The 24,636-nt window shown below is 72.4% G+C and carries 13 protein-coding genes; 3 read left to right on the forward strand and 10 right to left on the reverse strand.

Annotated elements, in window-relative coordinates; genetic code table 11:
• The first annotated feature begins 57 nt into the window (after positions 1-57).
• Entirely contained in the window at positions 58-1,122 is a 1,065-nt protein-coding gene (locus ACH4OW_RS18545) for an aldo/keto reductase (RefSeq protein ID WP_360135475.1), read from the forward strand.
• Positions 1,123-1,182: 60 nt separating this feature from the next.
• Here the strand turns inward: ACH4OW_RS18545 and glgB are convergent, their stop codons facing one another.
• The 4 genes from glgB to ACH4OW_RS18565 form a co-directional block, all read right to left on the reverse strand.
• Positions 1,183-3,408 carry a 1,4-alpha-glucan branching enzyme gene (gene glgB / locus ACH4OW_RS18550; RefSeq protein WP_398029088.1) on the reverse strand — a complete coding sequence of 742 codons (2,226 nt, stop codon included), beginning with the start codon at positions 3,406-3,408 and terminating at the stop codon, positions 1,183-1,185.
• A 380-nt stretch (positions 3,409-3,788) separates the two neighbouring features.
• Complete coding sequence (locus ACH4OW_RS18555; protein ID WP_398028936.1) at positions 3,789-5,336, reverse strand: maltokinase; 1,548 nt, start codon at positions 5,334-5,336, stop codon at positions 3,789-3,791.
• A 282-nt stretch (positions 5,337-5,618) separates the two neighbouring features.
• Positions 5,619-7,319 carry a maltose alpha-D-glucosyltransferase gene (gene treS / locus ACH4OW_RS18560; protein WP_360135469.1) on the reverse strand — a complete coding sequence of 567 codons (1,701 nt, stop codon included), beginning with the start codon at positions 7,317-7,319 and terminating at the stop codon, positions 5,619-5,621.
• The gene (locus ACH4OW_RS18565; RefSeq protein ID WP_398028939.1) at positions 7,316-9,319 is read right to left on the reverse strand and encodes a maltotransferase domain-containing protein; all 2,004 of its coding nucleotides are present in this window, start codon (positions 9,317-9,319) and stop codon (positions 7,316-7,318) included. Before ACH4OW_RS18565 ends, treS begins: the two co-directional genes overlap by 4 nt.
• 562 nt (positions 9,320-9,881) lie before the next feature.
• Between ACH4OW_RS18565 and glgP the strand changes: the two genes are divergently transcribed.
• Together glgP and ACH4OW_RS18575 are read left to right on the forward strand one after the other, a co-directional pair.
• Positions 9,882-12,599: an alpha-glucan family phosphorylase gene (glgP, locus tag ACH4OW_RS18570; protein WP_398028941.1), complete on the forward strand. Its 2,718-nt coding sequence runs from the start codon at positions 9,882-9,884 to the stop codon at positions 12,597-12,599.
• 81 nt (positions 12,600-12,680) lie between these two features.
• Positions 12,681-13,526: an alpha/beta fold hydrolase gene (locus ACH4OW_RS18575; RefSeq protein WP_398028943.1), complete on the forward strand. Its 846-nt coding sequence runs from the start codon at positions 12,681-12,683 to the stop codon at positions 13,524-13,526.
• A 28-nt stretch (positions 13,527-13,554) separates the two neighbouring features.
• On the opposite strand, the gene ACH4OW_RS18580 is transcribed toward ACH4OW_RS18575, so the two are convergent.
• The 6 genes from ACH4OW_RS18580 to ACH4OW_RS18605 form a co-directional block, all read right to left on the reverse strand.
• Positions 13,555-15,165, reverse strand: a complete 1,611-nt coding sequence (locus ACH4OW_RS18580) for a sensor histidine kinase (protein ID WP_398028945.1) — start codon at positions 15,163-15,165, stop codon at positions 13,555-13,557.
• A 71-nt stretch (positions 15,166-15,236) separates the two neighbouring features.
• Positions 15,237-15,926, reverse strand: a complete 690-nt coding sequence (locus ACH4OW_RS18585) for a response regulator transcription factor (RefSeq protein WP_360135461.1) — start codon at positions 15,924-15,926, stop codon at positions 15,237-15,239.
• A 177-nt stretch (positions 15,927-16,103) separates the two neighbouring features.
• Positions 16,104-17,750 carry a M4 family metallopeptidase gene (locus ACH4OW_RS18590; RefSeq protein ID WP_360135459.1) on the reverse strand — a complete coding sequence of 549 codons (1,647 nt, stop codon included), beginning with the start codon at positions 17,748-17,750 and terminating at the stop codon, positions 16,104-16,106.
• Positions 17,751-17,995: 245 nt separating this feature from the next.
• Complete coding sequence (locus tag ACH4OW_RS18595) at positions 17,996-20,263, reverse strand: M4 family metallopeptidase (RefSeq protein ID WP_398028947.1); 2,268 nt, start codon at positions 20,261-20,263, stop codon at positions 17,996-17,998.
• A 516-nt stretch (positions 20,264-20,779) separates the two neighbouring features.
• Positions 20,780-22,678: an ABC transporter ATP-binding protein gene (locus ACH4OW_RS18600; protein WP_398028949.1), complete on the reverse strand. Its 1,899-nt coding sequence runs from the start codon at positions 22,676-22,678 to the stop codon at positions 20,780-20,782.
• Positions 22,675-24,585 carry an ABC transporter ATP-binding protein gene (locus ACH4OW_RS18605; RefSeq protein WP_398028951.1) on the reverse strand — a complete coding sequence of 637 codons (1,911 nt, stop codon included), beginning with the start codon at positions 24,583-24,585 and terminating at the stop codon, positions 22,675-22,677. The genes ACH4OW_RS18600 and ACH4OW_RS18605 overlap by 4 nt, the downstream gene beginning before the upstream one ends.
• Positions 24,586-24,636 lie beyond the last annotated feature (51 nt).

Consider the following 24,636-nt stretch of genomic DNA (forward strand, 5'->3'; position numbering starts at 1 on the left):
CCCGGCACCTACGGTTGATCGCGGAGTGTCACCGGCACCGGCGAGCGAGGAGGATCCGTGGAGTACCGCACTCTCGGGCAGTCGGGCCTCAAGGTGTCCCGGCTCGTGCTCGGCACGTTGAACGTGGGCGCGCGCGAGCAGTTCGCCCAGATCGGCGGGCTCGGCACCGACGAGGCCCGGCGGCTGTTCGACATCGCGCTGGACGCCGGCGTGAACATGATCGACACCGCGAACATGTACTCCTTCGGCCAGGCCGAGGAGATCACCGGCGAGGCCCTCAGAGGCCGGCGCGACGACGTGCTGCTCGCCTCCAAGGTGCGGATGCAGGTGGGCGAGGGGCCCAACGAGGGCGGCTCGTCGGCGTACAGCGTCCTGCGCGAGGTCGAGCGCAGCCTGCGCCGCCTCCAGACCGACCACCTGGACCTGCTCTACCTGCACCAGTGGGACGGCCAGACGCCCGTCGAGGAGACGCTGACCGCGCTGGACCGGCTCGTCGCCGACGGCAAGGTCCGCTACGTCGGCATCTCGAACTTCAACGGCTGGCAGATCATGAAGACGCTGTACACGGCGAAGCTGCACCGCCTCGTCGCGCCCGTGGCCCAGCAGGTCTACTACACGCCCGAGGCCCGCGAGGCGGAGTACGAGATCATCCCGGCCGCCCTGGACCAGGGCCTGGGCACCCTGGTCTGGAGCCCGCTGGGGGAGGGGCTGCTCGGCGGCAAGGTGCGGCGCGGGCGGCAGGTGCCGCCCACGACCCGGCAGGGCACCGACTGGCCCGAGCCGCACGTGGTCGACAAGGAGCGGGCCTACGACATCATCGAGTGCCTGGCCGGGATCGCCGAGGCCCACGGCACGTCCGTCCCGCGGGTGGTGCTCGCCTGGCTGCTCGGCCGCCCCGGCGTCACCGGCCTGGTCATCGGCGCCCGCAACGAGGAGCAGCTGCGCGACAACCTCGCCGCCGCCGACCTCACCCTCACCGCGGCGGAGACGGACCGGCTCACGGAGCTGTCCCAGCTGCCCGCCTACTACCCGTACTGGCACCGCGTCATGAACGCGTCCGACCGCCCGGACCCGGCCGAGGCGCCCTTCCTGGACGGCTGGAAGCGGGCCATGGGCGGCTGAACGGGGCGGAGCCGGGGCGGGGCCGGGGCAGGAAGGCCCCGGCCCGCGGGAGCCGTGCCGTCACACCGGCCGCAGCCAGACGGTGGCCAGCGGCGGCAGCACCGGCGTGACGGACGCGGGCCGCCCGTGCCACGGAACGGACGCGTCGGGCACCAGCGGATCGGGGTTGCCCACCCCGCTGCCGCCGTACCGCGCCTCGTCCGTGTTCAGGACCTCCCGCCAGGCGGCGACGTCCTCCGGTACGCCGAGGGGGTACGCGTGCCGCACCACCGGCGAGAAGTTCGAGACCGCCAGGAGCGGGGTGCCGTCCGTGCCGTAGCGCAGGAACGCGAAGACGTTGTCCTCGCTGGCGCCGCCGTCGATCCAGGAGAAGCCCTCCGGGAGGGTGTCCTGCTCCCACAGCGCCGGCGTGTCCGCGTAGCGGCGGTTCAGGTCGCGGACCAGGTCCCGTACGCCCCGGTGGTCCGGCTCGGCCGAGTACGACGGGTCCAGCAGCCACCAGTCGGGCCCGTGCCCCTCCGCCCACTCCGCCCCCTGGGCGAACTCCTGCCCCATGAAGAGCAGCTGCTTGCCAGGGTGCGCCCACATGTAGCCCAGGTACGCCCGGTGTGTGGCCCGCTGCTGCCACCAGTCGCCGGGCATCTTGGAGACCAGCGACCGCTTGCCGTGCACCACCTCGTCGTGCGAGATGGGCAGGACGTAGTTCTCCGAATACGCGTACACCATCGAGAACGTCATCTCGTTGTGGTGGTACTTGCGGTGCACCGGCTCCTTGCTCACGTACCCCAGCGAGTCGTGCATCCACCCCATGTTCCACTTCAGCCCGAAGCCGAGCCCGCCGAAGCCGCCGGGCCCCACGTGGTGGGTGGCGCGGGTGACGCCGTCCCAGGCCGTGGACTCCTCGGCGACGGTGACGACGCCGGGGCAGCGCCGGTAGACGGTCGCGTTCATCTCCTGGAGGAAGGCCACCGCGTCCAGGTTCTCCCGCCCGCCGTGCGCGTTGGGCGTCCACTCGCCGCTCTCGCGGGAGTAGTCGAGGTAGAGCATGGAGGCGACGGCGTCCACCCGCAGCCCGTCGATGTGGAACTCCTCGCACCAGTAGACCGCGTTGGCGACCAGGAAGTTGCGCACCTCGGCGCGGCCGTAGTCGAATTCGAGGGTGCCCCAGTCGGGGTGCGCGGCCCGCGCCGGGTCCTCGTGCTCGTACAGCGGCCGCCCGTCGAACTCCGCCAGCGCCCACTCGTCCCGCGGGAAGTGCGCCGGCACCCAGTCCATCAGGACGCCGATCCCGGCCCGGTGCAGCGCGTCGACCAGGTATTTGAAGTCGTCGGGGGTGCCCATCCTGGCGGTCGGCGCGTAGAAGCCGGTGACCTGGTAGCCCCAGGAGCCGCCGAAGGGGTGCTCGGCGACCGGCATCAGCTCGACGTGGGTGAAGCCCAGATCCTTGACGTAGGCGGGCAGCTGCTGCGCGAGCTGGCGGTACGTCAGGCCAGGGCGCCAGGAGCCGAGGTGCACCTCGTATACGGAGAACGGCGCCGCGTGCACCGGGCGGTCGGCGCGCCGCTCCATCCACGCCGCGTCCTGCCACCGGTGGTGCGAGGTATGCACGACCGAGGCGTTGGCGGGCGGGCACTCCGTACGGCGGGCCATCGGGTCCGCGCGCAGCGTCCGCGTCCCGTCCGGCCGGGTGATCTCGAACTTGTACAGCTCGCCCTCGCCGAGCCCCGGCAGGAACAGCTCCCACACCCCGGACGACCCCAGGGAGCGCATGGGAAAGCCGGTGCCGTCCCAGTAGTTGAAGTTGCCGACGACGCGCACGCCCCTGGCGTTCGGCGCCCAGACGGTGAAGCGCGTCCCGGTCACCTCCTGGTGCACCATCGGCATCGCGCCCATCGCCTGCCACAGCTCCTCGTGGCGGCCCTCGCCGAACAGGTGGAGGTCCAGTTCGCCGACGGCGGGCAGGAAGCGGTACGGGTCGTGCACCGTCACGTCGTTGTCCTCGTACGAGACCAGCAGCTCGTACTCCGGGATCGCGGCGAGCGGGATGACGCCCCCGAACAGGCCGTCGCCCTCGTCGTGCAGGTCGGCGCGCAGGCCCTTCGCAAGGACGGTCACCCCCTTCGCGTACGGGCGCAGGACGCGGAAGAGCACCCCGCCGCGCACCGGGTGCGCGCCGAGCAGCCCGTGCGGATCGTGGTGCGCGCCGGACAGCAGCCGCTCCCGGTCCCCGGGGTCCACCGGCGGCGCGGTCCGCACGCCCCGGCTCCCGCCGCTCGGCTCCGGCAGGGGCTCGCCGTGGTCGCGCTGGTGCGGCGGACGCTCGGCGGGCGCACTCGGGTCACCGGACCGGCCGGTCTCCACGGGAGAAGCGGCTCCGTCGGCTCCGGCAGGATCGTCCCGCCCCGGCAGGAAGGTCGCCGGGACACCGGACCGGCCGGCGGTTGCCTCCGGGGACGTGCCCCGGACGGCCGTGCCACGGGCGGGCGCGGATTCTTGCGATGGGCGGCGGGACGACGAACGGGCGGTCACGAGAGGAGCCTCCTCGGCCAGATGTCAGATATCAGGGTCGTCTGGAATGTCTGAGGTGCGGGAATCCGGCGCGCGCCGGGCCCGCGCCCCCCGATGCTGGTGCTCCGTAGAGCTGCGGGTGGCCCGCTCCCGCCGTTTCATGCGCGCCCATCGGCCACATCCAGGTCCGGACCCGTACCGGGGTCCATGCCGGTGGCGCCGCGGGACGCCTGCGCCCCGGCGAGCCGCCGTACCGCGGCCATCGGCACCGGCAGCCAGTTCGGCCGGTGCCGGGCCTCGTAGAGCACTTCGTAGACGGCCTTGTCGGTCTCGTAGGCGCGCATCAGCTCGGGCGCCGAGCGCGGGTCGAGCCCGCCGGCCTCCGCGTACCCCAGGCAGTACGCGGCCCGGGTGCGCCGCGCCCACTCCAGCGACCACGGGTCGCCGCCCGAAGGGCCGCTGCGCGCCGCGTAGTCGAACGAGCGCAGCATGGCCGCCACGTCGCGCACCGCCGGCTGCGGACGCCGCCGTTCGGCCAGCGGCCGGGACGGCTCGCCCTCGAAGTCGATCAGCGACCAGCGGCCCTCGTCGGCGGACCGCAGCGTCTGGCCCAGGTGCAGGTCGCCGTGGATGCGCTGGGCGGCCCAGGCGCGGCCGTCGTGCCCGAGCGCCGCCAGCTCGTCGAAGGCGGCGCGCAGCCGGGCGCAGTACGGCCGCAGGGCGGGCACCACCCGCGCGGTGGCCACCAGGCGCTCGTTCATCCGGGCGGCGATCGCGTCGAGTTGGGGGCGGCGCAGCTCGGTGGTGGGCAGCGTCTGGGCCAGCGCGGTGTGCACCTCGGCGGTGGCGTGCCCGAGCGCCCGCGCCGAGCTGGTGAAGTCGGCCTGCACGGCGAGGGCGTTGAGGGCCAGCTGCCAGCCGTCGGCGGAGCCGTTCAGGAACGGTTGCAGGACGCCCAGCGTCACCGGCTCGCCGTCCTCCGCGTCCGGGTCGGTCTCGAACCAGGCGGCGGGTGCCGGGACCCGGCCGCACTTGGCGCGGGCCAGGGCGAGCGGCAGTTCCAGGTCGGGGTTGAGGCCGGGCGCGGTGCGCCGGAAGACCTTGAGGATGTACGCGTCGCCGTACACGACCGAGGAGTTGGACTGCTCGGCGGTGAGGGGCCGGGCCGGCATGCCCGAGGAGATGGTGCTGTCGGGCACCCGGCAGAACCGCAGCCCGCCGAGTCGTCCCGGCACCCGCAGCCGCTCCAGGAGCAGCGCGCACAGCCGGGCGTCCAGCAGGGCGTCGTAGACCGTGCGGCCGTGCAGGGGGCCGCCGGCGGGGCGGCCGATCACCGCGGGGGCGAGCTGCGGCGGCAGCGCGCTGTGGACGCCCAGCAGGAGTTGGTAGCAGTCGGCGGTGGCCGGTTCGGCCGGGTTCTCCGGTGGCGCCGGCTGCGGTGGTGCGCCGGGGGGCGCCGCCGACTGCTGCGCCCGTACGAGCAGGTGCAGCAGCCCCGGCGTGGCGCCACCCGCCGCGCACGGCAGCAACTCGGTCGCCGACACCAGCTGGAACCCCGTGATCGGCCGCCCTTTGCCGGCGAACCACCGCTGCCGTGGCAGCCATTCGCTCAGCAGGGGGACGAGTGAGGACAACAGCGCGGGCGCGGTGGTCGAGAGGCGGTCATGCGAACTGCGGATGGCACGGGTCGAGGCGGTCTCCGACATGGCGTCGCGTCCTTTCCCCGGGCACACGACAGATAGGGCAAAGTGTCCCGGAATGCGGCCTTGACTGTGCGGCGGTGCGGGACGTGTCGGGCGAGGATCGTCCGTACGGCAGCGGCGTCCGTGGGGATTACCCCTGACGCCGGGGTTTCGGCGATGGCTCACCCGGCCCGTGCGGTAGTAGGGAGACTGCCCGTGGGGGCGGTCGGAAAACGCCCGCACCCGCCGGGGCGGCGGATACGGACGGCGGTTTTCCGCCGCCCCGCACGTGCATCGGTACGGCCCCTAGACCGCCCCCCTCCGCAGCCGGAACCAATAGAAGCCGTGACCCGCCAGGGTCAGCAGATAGGGCCATTCGCCGATCGGCGGGAAACGGACGCCGCCGATCAGCTCGACCGGGTGCCGGCCGTTGAATGTCCGCAGATCCAGTTCGGTGGGCTGCGCGAAACGCGAGAAATTGTGGACGCACAGCACCAGGTCGTCCTGGTATTCGCGGAGGAAGGCCAGTACGGCGGGGTTCGACGACGGGAGTTCGGTGTAGGTGCCGAGGCCGAATGCCGGGTTCTGCTTGCGGATCTCGATCATGCGGCGGGTCCAGTGGAGCAGCGAGGACGGCGAGGACATGGAAGCCTCGACGTTGGTCACCTGGTAGCCGTAGACCGGGTCCATGATGGTCGGCAGGAAGAGCCGGCCGGGGTCGCAGGAGGAGAACCCGGCGTTGCGGTCCGGGGTCCACTGCATGGGTGTGCGGACCGCGTCCCGGTCGCCCAGCCAGATGTTGTCGCCCATTCCGATCTCGTCGCCGTAATACAGGATCGGCGAGCCGGGCAGTGACAGCAGCAGCGCGGTGAACAGCTCGATCTGGTTGCGGTCGTTGTCCAGCAGGGTGGCCAGTCGGCGGCGGATGCCGATATTGGCGCGCATCCGCGGGTCCTTGGCATATTCCGCGTACATATAGTCGCGCTCTTCGTCCGTGACCATTTCGAGCGTCAGCTCGTCGTGGTTGCGCAGGAAGATGCCCCACTGGCAGTTGGCCGGAATCTCGGGGGTCTTCGCCAGGATTTCCGAGACCGGGTAGCGCGATTCCCTGCGCACCGCCATGAAGATGCGCGGCATGACCGGGAAATGGAACGCCATGTGGCATTCGTCCCCGCCCACGGAGTAGTCGCCGAAATAGTCGACCACGTCCTCCGGCCACTGGTTGGCCTCGGCCAGCAGCACCGTGTCGGGGTAATGCGCGTCGATCTCCGCCCGTACGTGTTTGAGGAACGCGTGCGAGGCGGGCAGGTTCTCGCAGTTGGTGCCCTCTTCCGCGTACAGGTACGGGACCGCGTCCAGCCGGAACCCGTCGATGCCCAGGTCGAGCCAGAAGCGCAGCGCGGAGAGCATCTCCTCCTGGACGGCCGGGTTCTCGTAGTTCAGGTCAGGCTGGTGGGAGAAGAAGCGGTGCCAGAAGTACTGCTTGCGCACCGGGTCGAAGGTCCAGTTCGACGCCTCGGTGTCGACGAAGATGATCCGCGCGTCCTGGTACTGCTTGTCGTCGTCGGCCCAGACGTAGTAATCGCCGTACGGGCCTTCCGGGTCGGTGCGGGACTCCTGGAACCACGGGTGCTGGTCGCTGGTGTGGTTCATGACGAAGTCGATGATCACCCGCATCCCGCGCTGGTGCGCGGCGTCCACGAACTCCACGAAGTCGGCCAGGTCACCGAATTCCGGAAGGACGGCCGTGTAGTCCGACACGTCGTAACCGCCGTCGCGCAGCGGCGACTTGAAGAACGGCGGCAGCCACAGGCAGTCCACGCCCAGCCACTGGAGATAGTCCAGTTTGGCCGTGATGCCCTTGAGGTCGCCGATGCCGTCGCCGTTGCTGTCCTGGAAGGAGCGCACCAGGACCTCGTAGAAGACGGCCCGTTTGAACCAGTCGGGATCGCGGTCCTTGACCGGCGTGTCCTCGAACTTGTCCGGGACGGGCTCGTTGACGATCAATTGGGTGACCCTCCGATCGGTGAGGACGGTCGCAGGGAGAACACGTGCGCGGGCGCGAGGGAACGGCCCGGCTCAAGGCGCACATAGTTGTCACTGCCCCAGTGGTAGGTCTCGCCGGTGAGCTCGTCGCGCACCGGGACGGAATCGTGCCAATCGAGGCCGAGTTCCGGCATGTCCAACGACACCGTCGCCTCGTGGGTGTGGTGCGGGTCGAGGTTGACGACGGTCAGGACCGTATCGGCTCCGACCCCGTTCCCGGCCCGTTTGGAATAGGCGAGGACCGCGTCGTTGTCGACGGAGTGGAAATGGAGGTGGCGCAGCTGTTGGAGTGCCGGGTGGCGGCGTCGCAAGCGGTTCAGTGCGGTGATGAGAGGTGCGATCGTACGTCCCTGGCGGCTCGCTGTCTCCCAGTTCCGGGGCCTCAGTTGGTACTTTTCCGAGTCGAGGTACTCCTCGCTGCCACTTCGTGCCGGTGTCGACTCGCACAGCTCGAACCCGGCGTAGACACCCCACGTCGGCGAGAGGGTGGCGGCCAGTACGGCGCGTACCTCGAACGCGTGCCGTCCGCCGTGCTGCAGATAGGCGTGGAGGATGTCCGGCGTATTGACGAAGAAATTCGGCCGCATGTACGGGGCCGATTCGCGCGACAGTTCGGTGAGGTACTCGGTGAGTTCGTGCTTGGAGTTGCGCCAGGTGAAGTAGGTGTAGGACTGCTGGAACCCGATCTGTGCCAGCGTGCGCATCATGGCCGGACGGGTGAACGCCTCGGCCAGGAAGATGACGTCCGGATCCGTGCGGTTGACGTCCGCGATGACCTTTTCCCAGAAGAGCACCGGCTTGGTGTGCGGGTTGTCGACCCGGAAGATCCGCACGCCCCGGTCCATCCAGAAGCGCAGCAGCCGCTCCGTCTCCCGCACCAGGCCGTCCAGGTCGGCGTCGAACGCGAGAGGGTAGATGTCCTGGTACTTCTTCGGCGGGTTCTCGGCGTACGCGATGGAGCCGTCGGCGCGGTGGTGGAACCACTCGGGGTGCTCGGCGACCCAGGGGTGGTCCGGCGAGCACTGGAGGGCGAAGTCCAGCGCCACCTCCATGCGCAGGTCGCGTGCCGTACGGACGAAGTGCTCGAAATCCTCGAAGGTGCCGAGGTCCGGGTGCAGCGCGTCGTGGCCGCCCTCGGGGGAGCCGATGGCCCAGGGGCTGCCCACGTCGTGGGGGCCGGCGGACAGCGCGTTGTTGGGGCCCTTGCGGTAGGAGGTGCCGATGGGGTGCACGGGCGGGAGGTAGACGACGTCGAAGCCCATGGCCGCGACCGCCGGCAGCCGCTCGGCCGCCGTGCGGAACGTCCCGCTGACCGGCGCTCTGCCCTTGCGCACCACCGCGCCCTCCGAGCGCGGGAACAGTTCGTACCACGAGCCGTACAGGGCGCGGCGGCGCTCCACCAGCAGCGGTGCCGCCCGCGAGGCGGTGACCAGCTCGCGCAGCGGGTGGCGGGCGAGCGCGCCGGTGACCTCGGGGGCGAGCGCGGCGGCGAGCCGGGTGGCGGCGGGCAGCCGTTCGTCGCGCAGGGTGTCGGCGGCGGCCAGCACCGCTTCCCTGCCGTCCCGCTTGGGTACCCCGTCCGCCGCCCGTTCGTGCAGCGCGGCGCCCTCGGCGAGGACCAGCCCGGTGTCGATACCGGCCGGGATCTTGATGCCGGCGTGGTGGCGCCAGGTGCCGACCGGGTCGGACCAGCCTTCGACGCAGTACGTCCACCGGCCCTCGACGTCCGGGGTGACCTCGGCGCCCCAGCGGTCCGTGCCGGGCGCCAGCTCGCACATGGGCGTCCAGGGACCCGGGCGGCCCAGGGGGTCGCGCAGCACGACGTTGGCGGCGACCGCGTCGTGGCCCTCCCGGAAGACGGTGGCCGAGATCTCGAAGGTCTCGCCGACCACCGCTTTCGCCGGACGACGGCCGCAATCGATCAGCGGGTGGAGGTCCAGCACGGGGATGCGGCCGATCATGGGGTCACCTGGAGGTTGTGAAGTGCTACCGGATTCTGTCCTTTCTATCGTTTTTGTGACGGATGGGCGGGCTGCGGGCATGGGCACTCCTGTCCGCTTTCACTCGGTTGGCGGATGGGGGCGGTGCGGGAAGCCGTGGGGCGCGGTGCGCAAGAGCGCTACCGCACAAGCCTTCCCGTCGCGCGCGGGCGGGCAATCGGGCCGTCCGCGCACTACCGGCACGTAACCGCGGATCGGTATATGACCGGGGCGCGGGCCACGGCTGCCGCTTGAGGGTCCGTTTCGCAGTGTCCCCCGGGTTCCACGCCGACGCGCTGCCCACACCCGGTGCGAACAGGCCGAGTTCGGGGCCCCGTTGGGTCCGTCCGCCGGCAGGGGCGCCGATTCCCTCCTCGTACGGAGCGGCGCCTTCCGGGTGGCCGGAACGCGCCCGTGCGGGAGCGGATCGGCCGAACGGGTGACGGGCCAAAGCCGTTTGGCACCGCGGCAGTTGGCGGCCGGATCGGACCGGATTCCGCGGTACGGGGCGAATCGGGCGGCCATCCGCCGCTACCGTCGTAGCGTGAAGGCCATTCGTCGGTTCACCGTGCGCCCCGTCCTCCCGGAGCCCCTGCGACCGCTCAGCGACCTGGCGCGCAATCTGCGCTGGTCCTGGCACCCCGAGACCCGCGAGCTGTTCCACGCCATAGCCCCCGCCGGGCGGCGCCGGGCGGGGCTGGACCCCGTACGGCTGCTGGGCACCGTCTCCGCCGAACGGCTGGCGGAGCTGGCCGGGGACCGCAGATTCCTGCGCCGGCTGGGCGCCGCCGCCGACGATCTACAGGACTATCTCGGCGGGCCGCGCTGGTACCAGAGCGCCCAGGAGACCGGCCGGGACGGCAGGCTGCCGGCGGCCGTCGCGTACTTCTCGCCCGAGTTCGGCATCACCGCCGCGCTGCCCCAGTACTCGGGCGGCCTCGGCATCCTGGCCGGCGACCACCTCAAGGCCGCCAGCGACCTCGGCGTACCGCTGATCGGGGTCGGCCTGCTCTACCGGCACGGCTACTTCCGCCAGTCGCTCTCCCGCGAGGGCTGGCAGCAGGAGCACTATCCGGTCCTGGACCCCAACGAGCTGCCCTTGGAGCTGCTGCGGGAGGCGGACGGGGCGCCGGCCCAGGTCGCGATCGCGCTGCCAGGGGGGCGGCTGCTGCGTTCGTCCGTCTGGGTGGCCAGGGTCGGGCGCGTACCCCTGCTGCTCCTGGACTCCGACGTGGAGGAGAACGGGCCCGGCGAGCGGGACGTCACCGACCGGCTCTACGGAGGGGGCAGCGAGCACCGGCTGCTACAGGAGATGCTGCTGGGAATCGGCGGGGTGCGCGCGGTACGGACCTACTGCCGGCTGACCGGCCACGCCGCGCCCGAGGTGTTCCACACGAACGAGGGACACGCGGGCTTCCTGGGGCTCGAACGCATCCGGGAGCTGGCCGACGCCGGACGCGAAGGCGGCCCCGGCGAGGCCGGGGGCCCCGTCGGGCTCGACTTCGACGGCGCGCTGGAGACCGTGCGCGCCGGCACCGTCTTCACCACCCACACGCCCGTCCCCGCCGGCATCGACCGCTTCGACCGCGAACTGGTCGCCCGGCACTTCGGCGACGCCGGGGAGCTGCCCGGCATCGACGTCGAGCGCGTCCTCGCCCTCGGCCTGGAGACCTACCCCGGCGGCGAGCCCAACTGCTTCAACATGGCCGTGATGGGCCTGCGGCTCGCCCAGCGCGCCAACGGGGTCTCCACCCTGCACGGCCGCGTCAGCCGGGAGATGTTCGCCGGGCTGTGGCCGGGCTTCGACCCGGAGGACGTGCCGATCACCTCGGTGACCAACGGGGTGCACGCGCCGACCTGGGTGGCGCCCGAGGTCTTCCGGCTGGGCGCCCGGCAGATCGGGGCCGGGCGCGCCGAGGACGCGCTGTCCGTCGGCGACTCGCGGCGCTGGTCGGCGGTGGCCGACATCCCCGACGCCGACGTCTGGGACCTGCGGCGGGTGCTGCGCGAACAGCTCGTCGAGGAGGTGCGGCGCCGGCTGCACGTCGCCTGGCGGCAGCGCGGCGCCGGCGCCGCCGAGCTGGGCTGGATCGACGGCGTACTGGACCCGGACGTGCTGACCATCGGGTTCGCGCGCCGGGTGCCGTCCTACAAGCGGCTCACCCTGATGCTGCGCGACCGCGACCGCCTGATGGACCTGCTGCTGCACCGCGAGCGGCCGATCCAGATCGTGGTGGCGGGCAAGGCCCACCCGGCCGACGACGGCGGCAAGCGCCTCGTGCAGGAACTGGTCCGCTTCGCCGACGACCCGCGGGTACGGCAGCGGCTGGTCTTCCTGCCCGACTACGGCATGGCGATGGCGCAGAAGCTCTACCCGGGCTGCGACGTCTGGCTCAACAACCCGCTGCGTCCGCTGGAGGCGTGCGGGACCTCCGGCATGAAGGCGGCGCTCAACGGCTGCCTGAACCTCTCCGTCCTGGACGGCTGGTGGGACGAGTGGTACGAGCCGGACTTCGGCTGGTCCATCCCCACCGCCGACGGCCACGCCACCGACGAGAACCGGCGCGACGAACTGGAGGCCAACGCCCTCTACGAGCTGCTGGAACAGCGGGTCGCGCCGCGCTTCTACGACCGGGACGCGGCCGGCGTCCCGCAGCGCTGGGTCGAGATGGTCCGCCAGACGCTGGTCAACCTGGGGCCGAAGGTGCTGGCGGGACGGATGGTGCGCGAGTACGTGGAGCGGCTGTACGCGCCCGCCGCCCGCGCCCAGCGCGCCCTGACCCCGCAGGCCGCGACCGAGCTGGCGCAATGGAAGGCGCGGGTCAGGGCCGCGTGGCCGCGCGTCGCGGTGGACCACGTGGAGACCGGGGCCGTGGCCGTGGACCGCACCGAACCCGTCGGCGCGCCCGGCACCCCGCCCAACGGCAGCGCCGAACTGGGCGCGACCCTGTCCCTGCGGGTCCGCGTCGCGCTCGGCGACCTCGCCCCGGACGACGTGGAGGTGCAGGTCGTCTCGGGCCGGGTGGACGAGTCGGACCGCATCACGGACGCGACGACCGTGCCGCTCAAGCCGAGCGGCGGCCCCGACCTGGAAGGACGCTGGCTCTACGAGGGACCGCTCGCCCTGGACCGCACCGGCTCCTTCGGCTACACCGTACGCGTCCTGCCCGCACACCGGCTGCTGGCCTCCCCGGCCGAGATGGGGCTGCTGGCAGTGCCGTCGGAGGCGACGAGCGAGGAGGCGGGGGTACTGATGCGCTGACCCGCCGGAACCCGCTCGCGGACGCCGCCACCCGGCTGTTGTCAGTGGCGTCTGCGAGACTGGTTCGCGGAGGTGGGGAGAGTGAACGACGCGCTGGAGGCGGGGAGTTCGGGGACCGGTGTCCACGTGACGGTGTGGGACGACGGCGCGCCGCCCGGGCCGCCCGCCGTCCTCGTCCACGGCATCCTGACCTGGGGCACCGACGAGCGGTACGGCTTCGCCGCGCAGCGCCCGCTGGCCCGGCGGCACCGGCTGCTCCTGATGGACCGGCGCGGCTTCGGCCGCAGCCCCGGCCTCGTACGGCCGCCCGGCGAGGAGCGGGACGGCCCCACGAGCGACTACGCGACCGATGCCGACGACATCGTCCAACTGCTCGGCGACGGAGCGCATCTGGTGGGCCACGCGTACGGCGGGGTGAGCGCGATGCTGGCCGCCGCCCGACGGCCGGACCTGGTGCGATCGCTCACGCTCGTGCAGCCGGGCGCGCTGCGGCCCGCCGAGGGACACCCCGTCGTGGCCGCCGCGCTGAAACGGGCCCGCGCGAGCGCGGCCGCGCTGCCGGCGGACCTCACACCGGAGGACTTCCTGCGCGCCTCCACGGAGGGCATCGGCCTGGAGATGCCCGAGCCGACCCCGGAGCGGCTGCGCGCCGCCGCGACGTGCATGCGGGAACGGCCGTGCTGGGACGCGGAGATACCCCTGGCGCCGCTGGCCGCGGCGCCCTGGCCGAAGCTGCTGGTCTCGGGGGACTGGGCCGGCGCGCCCGCCCTGTACAAGGAGTACGCCGGCGACGCGCTGGTCGCCTGTGCCGAACACCTCGCCACCGAGCTGGGCGCCGAACACCTCGTCGTGCCCGGCTACTACCCGCACACCCAGCAGCCGGAGCAGGTCAACGCGGCACTCGCCGCGCTGTGGTCGCGGGGCTGAGGCACGCAGGGCACCAGCCCCGGGCGGGTCAGTCCTGGCGGTGCAGGACGGTCTTGTACGCCAGGCGGCCGTCGGCGAAGCACAACCGGTAGGCGGCCTCGTCGGCGTACGCGCGCACGGTGTAGTGCACGCACGTCGTGCCACGGGGCGGTGCCGGGGAGCCCTCCGGCGGGACGTCCAGAGCGAAGAACGGCAGCCGCGACTCCACCGACTCCCGGCTGTCGCCGACCCGCAGCCGGTCGTACTGCTCGCGGTCCAGTACCGACCAGGACGGGCTGATCAGCGCGAAGACCCCCATGAGCAGGAGCAGTGCGGTGAACACCGCCACCGGCACGGCCACCGTCTGCACCAGCCGCCGCCGCACCTGGAGCCGGGCGGACGCCAGCTCCCGCCGGGACAGGCTCCATGGCGCGCCGTCGCCGGGGCCGCGTACCGGCGCCCCGTCGGCCGTCGGCAGCCGCGCCGCCACCTCGAAACCGCCGTCGGACGTGGGAGCGGCCCGCAGTTCACCGCCCGCGAGCCGGACCCGTTCGTCCAGCCCCACCAGCCCGTTGCCGCCCGAGACCGGTGCCGGCGCGGCGCCGGCGCGTGCCACCGCGGCTTGCGGCGGGCCGTTGGCCACCGTGACGTCCAGGCTCCGGTCGTCGCCGGCGATCCGTATGTCCACCGGCGCGCCCGGCGCGTGCTTGGTGGCGTTGGTGAGCCCCTCCTGCACCACGCGGTACACGGCCCGGCCGCCCATCACCGGCATGGCGCCCTCGGCCGCCGCCGCGCCCGGCCCGCGCCGCAACGACACGTCGACGCCGGACGCCCTGGCGCGTTCCACCAGGGCGTCGACGCTGTCGTCGGCGGGCAGCCGGGAGGGCGCCGCCTCGTCGCCGGTGCGCAGCACGCCGATGATGTCCCGCAGCCGCTCGGCGGCCGTACCGGCCGCCACCCGCAGCTCGCCGGCCGCCTCCCGCTGGTCCGGCGCCAGCCGCGGGTCGAGTTCCAGTGCCCCGGCCCGCAGTGTGAGCAGGGCCAGTTCGTGCCCGAGGGAATCGTGCATGTCCCCGGCGATACGGGCCCGTTCGCGCAGCCGGGTGCGGTCGGCGACCGCCTGCTGCTCGTGCTCCATGCGCTCGGCGAGCTGCCAGCCCGTACGGACCAGCGCCGCGTACTGGCGCCGGTAGCGGCCGAGCAGCCACGGCAGCACGACGTTGAAGAGCAGGGTGAGCACCAGGGAGAACCACGGCCACAGGTTGCGGGTGACGAGGACGCACAGCGGCAGGCCGGCGGCCGCGACGCCGGTGAAGAACCACAGCGACGCGCGGGCCCGTCCGACGCGCACACCGGCCAGGTACGCCAGGGCGGCCAGCGCGGCGGCGTACTCGAACGTGAACAGGTCCCGGGACGCCGCCAGCCCCAGCCCGACGGGCACGGCGAGCGCCGCCAGCGGCCACTTCCGGCGCACCGCCACCGCGACGCCGAGCAGCGGGATGCCGACGACCGCCGTCCACATCCGAGTAGGGGGGACGGTGTCGAAAGCGGCGGTGAGCGGTATGCACAGCGCCAGCCAGAGGCAGACGTCCAGCAGGCGGGCGGCCCACCGGGGGCGTTCGGCCGCGGGCGGCGCGAACCGCGTGAGGCGAGTGAGCATGCCGCCAGCTTCGCGGACCGGGGCCCGCCGGCGCCTCGGACGAAAGTAAGCGATGCGCCGCCGGAGCCGGCTCACTCGTCGCCGACGAGCCCGGCCTCGTAGGCGAGGATCGCCGCCTGCACCCGGTTCTTCAGGCCCAGCCGGGCCAGGATCGCGCTCACGTACGCCTTGACCGTGCCCTCCACGACGTGCAGCCGCTGGGCGATCTCCGCGTTCGACAGTCCGGCGCCCACCAGCGCGAGGACCTCGCGCTCGCGTCCGGTCAGCTCCTCGGCCCGGGCCCGCGCCGCGGCCGCCTTGCCCAGCGCCTTGCCCCCGAACTGGCTGATCACGCGCCGGGCCACGGACGGCGAGAGGTACGCGCCGCCCTCGGCGGCCGCCTGCACCCCGGCGATCAGCTCGCGCGGGTCACCGGTCTTGAGCAGAAAGCCGCTCGCGCCGGAACCGAGGGCCCCGGCGACGTACTCGTCCTCGGAGAAGGTCGTGAGCATCACCACGGCGGTCTCCGGCAGCACCTGCCGCAGTTCGGCCACCGCGCCCAGCCCGTCCAGCCGCGGCATGCGGATGTCCAGCAGGCAGACATCGGGCCGGTGCCGCAGCGCCAGCTCCACCGCCTCCCGGCCGTCCGCTGCCTCCGCGACCACCTCGATGCCGGGCACCGCGCCGAGAATGGCGCGCACCCCGGCCCGGATCATGGCCTCGTCGTCCGCCAGCAGCACCCGGACGGGTCCGCCGGCGCGCCCGCCCCCGTGATCAGTCATGCGGTCACCCTAGTCAACCCCCTGCCGCCACCCGTTGCCGGGCAGGTGAAAGGGCGGTGTCCGGAGGGAGGTTGGGAGCCTCCGGACACCGCCCGGTACGGGGTCGTGCGGCCCTGGACGGTCAGCCGGCGGTCAGCGGTGACCGGCTCGCGAACGCCAGGGGCCGCCCCCATGGGGTTACTTGACCGCGACGCCCGTCCACGCCGCCTCGACGCCCTTGACCTCGGCGCCGTCCGCGCCGTACAGGTCGGTGGCCGCCTTGACGGTCGCCTCGCGGGCGCCCTTGTAGTCGGTGTTGGAGGTCATGTACGTGGTCAGGGCCTTGAACCAGATCTTCTCGGCCTTGTCCCTGCCGATGCCCTCGACCTTCTTGCCGTCCGCGGTCGGGCTGTCGTACTTGACGCCGCCGATCTCCTTGGCGCCGCTGCCCTCGGACAGCAGGTAGAAGAAGTGGTTGGCGATGCCCGAGGAGTAGTGGACGTCGACGTTGCCGGCCTCAGGGGTCCAGCTGTCCAGGGACTGGCCGTCCTTGGAGGGCTTGTCCATGTAGCGCAGCGGCTTGCCGTCACCGGCGATGTCGATCTTCTCGCCGATCAGGTAGTCGCCGGCGTCCTCCTTGTTCTTGGCGAAGAACTCCACGGAGGTGCCGAAGATGTCGGAGGTGGCCTCGTTCAGGCCGCCGGACTCGCCGCTGTAGGTGAGGTTGGCGGTGGCCGAGGTGACGCCGTGAGACATCTCGTGGGCCGCGACGTCGATCGAGGTCAGGGGCTTCTTGTTGCCCTCGCCGTCGCCGTACGTCATGCAGAAGCAGCTGTCGTCCCAGAAGGCGTTGGAGTAGTTCTGGCCGTAGTGGACGCGGGAGGTCGCGCCCTTGCCGTCGCCCTTGATGCCGGCCCTGCCGTGCACGGTCTTGTAGTAGTCCCAGGTCAGCTGGGCGCCGTAGGCGGCGTCGACGGCGGCGGTCGCCGGGTCGTCGGCCTTGCCGTTACCCCACGTGTCTTCCTTGTTGGTGAAGAGCTTGCCGTCGCCGCTCTCGCTGCCGCCCAGGTTGAACGTCGAGTGGCCGCCGCGCGAGTCGTCGGTCAGCTCGTAGCCGTCGCCGCCCTTCTTCGTGCCGATCTCGACCGAGCCGCTGTAGGCGCTGGTGCCCGCGCCGTTCTCGATGCCCTGGTACTGGAAGAGCTTCTTGCCGGTGTCGGCGTCGGTGATGACGTGCAGCTCGTTGGGTGTGCCGTCCTTCTGGAAGCCGCCGACCACGGTGTCGTACGCGAGGACCGGCTTGCCCGAGGCGGCCCAGACGACCTTCTTGGGCGTCACGGCCGCTGCCTGCTTGGCGCCGAAGCTCTTCGCGGTGCCCTGTGCGGCTTGCGCCGCGGCCTTCGCGGCGATCTTCGGGGTGGTCGAGGCGACGGCTATCTTCGCGCTGTTGGACCGGGTGGTGCTCTTGACCGCACCGCCCTTGGCGCGGTGCACGATCAGGTCGCCGCCGAGGACGGGCAGTCCGGCGTAGGTGCGGTCGTAGCGGGTATGGGTGGTGCCGTCGGCGTCCTTGACGACGTCCTTGACGACGAGCTTCTCCTGGGCGCCGAGGCCGAGTTCCTTCGCGGTCTGCGCCTTGGTGGCGCCCGCGTCGCGCAGTAGTTCGGCGCGGTGCGAGGCGGTGAGCTGGATCGGCGAGGCCGCCGTGGCCTTGGCGGTGGTGGCGTCGGTGCCTGTGGGGGAGGCGCCCGCCGTACCGGCCGTGACGGCCCCGGCTATCAGTGCGCCGGCTGCTGCCAGCGAGATGCCGGTGATCCGTGCCTTACGGGAAATGTGGGGGGACACGCGTGTGCTCCTTCGACTTTGCCAAGGGTGGGGGTGCAAAGCGATGCGGGTGTTGCTTGCGGGGGAGACTGCCATTCGAACGCGTGCATGTCAGGAGGGCGCCGGGAAGTTGGCGTGAAATCGTCCGTAGAGCGAACATCACTGTTCGTATGCCGGAGCCGCACGCAAAGAGACGGGCGTCGCCCCTGGTGAGGAGCGACGCCCGGTGGTGTGGCCGCGGCGCGGCGGTCAGACCGTACGCCGGATCAGAAGGTCAGCTTCCAGCTGTTGATGTAGCCGGAGTCCTGCTGGTAGACGTCCTGCACCCGCAGGTTCCAGGTGCCGGCGGCCGCCTTGGAGGAGGCGTTGACGGTGTACGTGGCCTTCACGTTCTCCGCCGAGTCGAGCGCGTTGGAGTTCTTCAGCCGGTACGCGGTGCCGTCCGGGGCCACCAGGTCGATCACCAGGTCGCCGCGGTAGGTGTGGACGATGTCCACGTCCACCTTCAGGGCGCTCGGCGCGTTGCCCGCGCGGGTCACCTTGATGGGCGAGCTGACCGCACTGCCCGCGTCCGGGATCTGCACGTCGTCGGTGTTCTCGAACACGTCACCGCCGCTTGCCGGGCTGACGGTCCACGTGAAGTTCGCCGTACCGGTCTTGTTGGCGGAGTCGGTGACGGTGACCGTCACGTTGCTCGTGCCCGCGGTGGTCGGCGTACCCGAGATCAGGCCGGTGTCCTGGTTGATGCTCAGCCCGGCCGGCAGCCCGGTGGCCGCGTACTTGAGCGCGCCCGCGTTGCTGCTGCTGGCCTTGATCTGGAGGCTGGCGGGCTGGCCGACGGTGCTGGTCTGGTTGCCCGGGTTGGTGACGCTGACGCCGGTGTCCGGGACGCGCTGGCCGACGTTGACCGCCGCCCAGGTGTTGGCGACCGTGTTGTACGTGGCGCTGCCCTGGCCGAACAGCTCGGCGGCGGCGGACAGCGTCGCGGTGCGGGCCGCGGCGTAGTTGGTGTTCGCGCTCATGTACTTGGTCAGCGCGGAGAACCAGATCTTCTCGGCGTTGGACCGGCCGATGCCCGGCACCGGCAGGTTGTCGTAGGTCGGGCTGTCGTAGTGGACGCCGTTGATGTCCTTGGGCCCGCTGCCCTCGGACAGCAGGTAGAAGAAGTGGTTGGCGACGCCGGAGGAGTAGTGGACGTCGATGCCGCCGATGCCGGAGTACCAGTAGTCCTTGGACCGGCCGTCCTTGCTGGGCTTGTCCATGTAGCGCAGCGGCGTGCCGTTGCCGTTGATGTCGATCGCCTCGCCGATGAGGTAGTCACCGACGTCCTTGGGGTTGTTGGCGTTGAACTCGACGGCGGCGGCGAAGATGTCCGAGGTGCCCTCGTTCAGGCCGCCGGGCTCGCCGCTGTAGGTGAGGTTGGCGGTGGCCGAGGTGACGCCGTGGGTCATCTCGTGGGCCGCGACGTCGATGGAGGTCAGCGGCTTGACGTTGCCGCTGCCGTCGCCGTACGTCATGCAGAAGCAGCTGTCCTGCCAGAAGGCGTTGACGTAGTTGTTGCCGTAGTGGACCCGGCTGTACGCGCCGACGCCGTCGCCCCTGATGCCGCTGCGGCCGTGCACGTTCTTGTAGTAGTCCCAGGTCAGCGCCGCGCCGTAGTGCGCGTCCACGCCGGCGGTCTGGGCGTTCTGTGGGGTGCCGTCGCCCCACACGTCGTCCGGGTCGGAGAACAGCGTCCCGGTGCCGGAGGTGCCGCGGTTGAGGTTGTAGGTCTTGTGGTTGCCGCGGGTGGTGTCGGTCAGCGTGTACGAGGGAGCGGTGCCCAGGGTGACCTGGCCGCTGTACATGCTGTTGCCGGTGCCCTCTTGGACGGCCTGGTACTCGTGGAGCTTCTCGCCGGTCGTGGCGTTCGTGATCACGTGCAGCTCGTTGGGCGTGGTGCCGTCCTCCTGGACGCCGCCTACGACCGTCTCGTACGCCAGGATCGGCTTGCCGTCGGCGACCCAGATCACCTTGCGCGGCTCCCGGGCGTCCGACTTCTTCGCACCTTGCGCCCGCGACGCCTTGAGCGCCTTGTCCTCGGCCGCCGCGGGGGCCAGCTTCGGCGTGGTGGTCGGCACGTCGATCCGCGACCGCACCGCCTTCGTGACGCCGCGGAGCTTCCCGTTGGCCGCCTCGTGGACGACCAGGCCGCCGCCGAGCACCGGCAGCCCCGCGTAGGTCCGCTCGTAGCGGGTGTGGGTGCTGCCGTTGACGTCCTTGAGGACGTCCTTGACGACCAGCTTCTCCTTCGGGCCGAGCTTGAGCTGCTGCGCCGTCTCGGCGGTGGTGGCCCTGGCCTCCCGCAGCAGTTCCGCACGCTGCGCGGGCGTCAGTTTGGCGGGCAGTGCGCCCGGGTCGGGCTGCGCGGTGACCTGGCCGGGCCGCGGGGCGGCGGCCGTTCCGGCGCCTGCCTGCACGGTCACGGTCAGCATCGCGGCCATGGCGACCACGGCGCCGGTCGCGACGGCGCGCCTATGGGGGGTGCGTCTCACACTGACTCCTTCTGCGGTGGCCGCGACCGGAGGGTGGGCGGCCGAGGGGGACCGGGCGGCGGAGTGACCGTCCGGGCAGAGCGAGGCAGAACACGTGGAACGTGTGGGGGGAGGCACCAGGTGCGGGTGGTCCGGGCCTTCGGGCGTCGAGCGGGCCGTGGGCGCGGAGTGGTGCACTGTGGGGCTCCGCGCAACGGATGCGGGGAAGAGTGCCACCTGAGGACCGCAATTGTCAGTGGCCGGTCAATAGTTGGCCGGAAAACGTCCGTAGAGCGGGGGGTCGGGTCCGTATACAGGACGTGACGGTACGTCCACCCCCACCCGCCCCACGCGGCCGCGCGGGCACCGCCGCGGACCGGCCGCCGCCCGGGAAGAGGCGATCGTCAGCGGGAAGACGCCGGCCGCCGCCCTCCCCACCGGTGGCATACGTTCCGGCGCATACACGTTCGAGGAGCCGGCCGCCGCCAGGACCGGTCGCGAACCGCCGTCTTCGGCCACCCGGCTCCCGCCCGGCGCTCACACCACGCTCTCCCGCCACGCCTGGTGCAGCTCCGCATAGCGGCCGCGCCCCGAGACGAGATCGGCGGGGGAGCCGTCCTCCACGATGCGGCCCTCGGACATGACCAGGACCCGGTCGGCCGTCTCGACGGTGGACAGGCGGTGGGCGATGACGACCGCCGTACGGCCGCGCAGCACGGTGTCCATGGCGCGCTGGACCGCGCGCTCGCCGGGTATGTCGAGGGAGCTGGTCGCCTCGTCGAGGATCAGCACGCCCGGGTCGGCGAGCAGGGCGCGGGCGAAGGCGACCAGTTGCCGCTGGCCGGCGGAAATGCGCCCGCCGCGCTTGCGCACGTCGGTGTCGTACCCGTCGGGCAGGGCCGCGATGAAGTCGTGCGCGCCGATGGCCCGCGCGGCCTGCTCGACCTCCTCGCGGGTGGCGTCCGGGCGGCCGATGGCGATGTTCTCGGCGACCGTGCCGGAGAAGAGGAACGCCTCCTGGGTGACCATCACGACCCCGCGGCGCAGGTCGGCGGTGGACAGGTCGCGCAGGTCCACGCCGTCCATGCGGACGCTGCCGGAGGTGGGGTCGTAGAAGCGGGCCAGCAGCTTGGCCAGGGTGGACTTGCCCGCCCCGGTGGCACCGACGACGGCGACCGTACGGCCGGCGGCGAGGGTCAGGTCGAAGCGCGGCAGCACTTCGCCGCCGGTGCGGTACGCGAACCGGACGCCTTCGAAGGTGACGTCGCGGCCCGGCCGAGAGCCCGGCCGGTCCGGCAGCGGAACCGGATCGGCCGGTTCCGGGACGCTCGGGCGCTGGGCGAGCAGCCCGGCGATCTTCTCCAGCGAAGCGGCCGCCGACTGGTAGGAGTTGAGGAACATGCCGAGCCGGTCGATGGGGTCGTACAGGCGGCGCAGATAGAGCACGGCGGCCGCCAGGACGCCCAGGGCCAGCCCGCCGGAGGCCACTCGGTACGCGCCCCACAGGACCAGCGCGGCGATCGCGACGTTGGCCACCAGGCGGGAGGAGACGACGTAACGGGCCATCTCCAGCATCGCGTCGCCGTTGGTGCGCGCGTGGCGGTGGTTCAGCCGGGCGAACGCGGCGTCGTTGGGGCGCTCGCGCCGGAACGCCTGGACCGGGCGGATGCCGTTGACCGTCTCCGTGAACTTCACGATGACGGCGGCGATCGCGGACGACTTCTCGCCGTAGACGCGGATCGAGCGGCGCTGGAAGGAGCGTACGAGGAGGTAGAGCGGCCCGGCCGTGGCGACGGCGGCGGCGCCCAGGCCCCAGTCGAGGTAGAGCAGCGTCGCCGTGATGTAGACGGTGGCCAGGACGATGCCGATCAGCTCCTGGAGCCCCTCGTTGAGCAGCTCGCGCAGCGATTCGACGTCGGTGGTCGCGCGGGAGATCAGCCGGCCCGAGGTGTAGCGCTCGTGGAAGTCCAGGCTCAGCGCCTGGCCGTGCCGGAAGATCCGGCCGCGCAGGTCGAGCAGCACGTCCTGGCTGATCCGCGCGGAGAGGCGGATGAAGGTGTACTGGAGCCCGCCGGAGGCCGTCGCGCACAGCAGGTAGGCCACGGCCACCGCGATGAGCGGGCCGTGCCCGCCCGCGCGGAGGGCCGGTACGGCGCGGTCGATGGCGTAGGCGACCAGCAGCGGCCCGGCCTGTACGGCGGCCTGCTGGAGCAGGAGGAGGACGGCCGCCGCCCAGACGGTACGGGTGTGCGGCCGCAGCAGCGAGGCCAGCAGGGAGCGCGAGGCGCCCTTGGGGGTGGGCAGGACGTCCTTTTCGAAGGCGTCGGGGGATTCGGGCGTGCCGGGAGCGGCCTGGGGAGGGGACGGCGGCCGGTGCGTGCCGTCGCCGTCCGGCGCGTCCTCCGTGGCCGTACCGGCACTCGTGCTCGTGGTCATCGCACGCTCTCCCCTTCGCGTCGGGCGACGCCCCCGCCGTCCGCGGCGCCGGACATCAGCGCCGCGTACTCCGGGTTGTCGCGCAGCAGTTGGTGGTGGGTGCCGACCGCCGCTATCCGCCCGCCGGACAGCAGCGCCACCCGGTCGGCGAGCAGGACCGTGGACGGGCGGTGCGCGACGACCAGCGCGGTGGTGGTCGCCAGCACCTGCCGCAGGGCCGCCTCCACCAGCGCCTCCGTGTGGACGTCCAGCGCCGACAGCGGGTCGTCCAGTATCAGGAAGCGCGGCCGCCCGACCACCGCGCGGGCCAGCGCGAGCCGCTGCCGCTGCCCGCCGGACAGGCTCAGCCCCTGCTCGCCGACCTCGGTGTCGCGCCCCTCGGGGAGCGCGTCGACGAAGGCGTCGGCCTGGGCGACGCGCAGCGCCCGCACGAGGTCGCCGGTACCGGCGTCGGCGCCGCCCATCAGGACGTTCTCCGCCGCCGTCGCGGAGAACAGCGTCGGCTCCTCGAAGGCCACCGCGACCCGGGTGCGCAGCTCGTCGCGGGTCAGCGCCGTGACGTCCGTGCCGTCGAGGGTGATGCGGCCGCCGGTGGCGTCGTAGAGCCGGGGGACGAGCGCGGTCAGCGTGGTCTTGCCGCTGCCGGTCGCGCCGACCAGCGCCATCGTCTCGCCGGAGCGGATGTGCAGATCGACGCCCTGGAGGACGGGCGGCGCCCCGGCGGGCGCGTCCGGATAGCGGAAGGTGACGTCGTGGAAGCGGAGGCCGTCCGGCGCCCGCCCGTTCCCCGGCCGTCCGCCGCCGCCCTGCCCGTCCTCCCCGGTCCCGCGCGCCGCGGCCGCCTTACGGGCGTCGTCGCGGTCCGCCACCGGCTCGTCCAGGACCTCGAAGTACCGGTCGGTGGCCGCCGCCGCGTCGTTGCTCATCGCCAGCAGGAAACCGATCGACTCCACCGGCCACATCAGGGCCAGCGCCGTGGACAGGAACGCGACGAGGGTGCCGGCCGACAGGCCGCCGTCGGCCACCTGGACCGTGCCGATCACCAGCGCCGCGCCGATGGCCAGCTCGGGGAGCGCCATGATGAAGGCCCACAGGGTGGCGAGCAGCCGGGCCTTGCGCAGCTCGGTCGTGCGCAGCCGGGCGGCCATCGCCCGGAACGCGCGGGCCTGGCTGCGGTGCCGGCCGAAGCCCTTGACGATGCGGATGCCGAGGACCGACTCCTCCACGACCGTGGTCAGGTCGCCGACCTGGTCCTGGGCCCGGCGCGCCGCCACCGCGTACTTCGCCTCGAAGACCGAGCACAGCACGATCAGCGGGACGACCGGCGCCAGCAGGACCAGCCCCAGCGACCAGCGCTGGACCAGCAGGATTCCGAAGCCGACCAGGATCGTGGTGGCGTTGACGAGGAGGAAGGTCAGCGGGAACGCCAGGAAGAGCCGCAGCAGTTGCAGGTCGGTGGTGCCCCGGGACAGCAGCTGGCCGGAGGCCCAGCGGTCGTGGAAGGCGACCGGCAGCCGCTGCACGTGCCGGTACAGGCGCTCGCGCATCGCCGCCTCGACGCTCGCCAGCGGGCGCGCCACCAGCCAGCGCCGCAGCCCGAACAGGCCCGCCTCCGCCAGCCCCAGAAGGAGCAGGTACCCGCCGCCCAGCCACGCGCCGGCCGGGTCCCGCGCCGCGATCGGCCCGTCCACCAGCCACTTGAGCACCAGGGGGATGACCAGCCCGATGCAGGAGGCGACGATCGCCACGAACGCCGCCGAGAACAGCCGCACCCGCACCGGCCGCACGAACGGCCACAGGCGCAGCAGGGAACGCACGGCGGAGCGCCGGGCCACCGGGTCGCGCACGCCGGCGGGAGCGGGGTCGTCGGGCTGCTGCGGACTCGTCACCTTCGCTGTATCGGCCATCGGAACCGAGGGTACGGGGCGCCACTGACAGCGCTCACCGGATTTTCACCG

The organism is Streptomyces sp. NPDC017056, from assembly GCF_044332485.1.
Classification (GTDB): domain Bacteria; phylum Actinomycetota; class Actinomycetes; order Streptomycetales; family Streptomycetaceae; genus Streptomyces.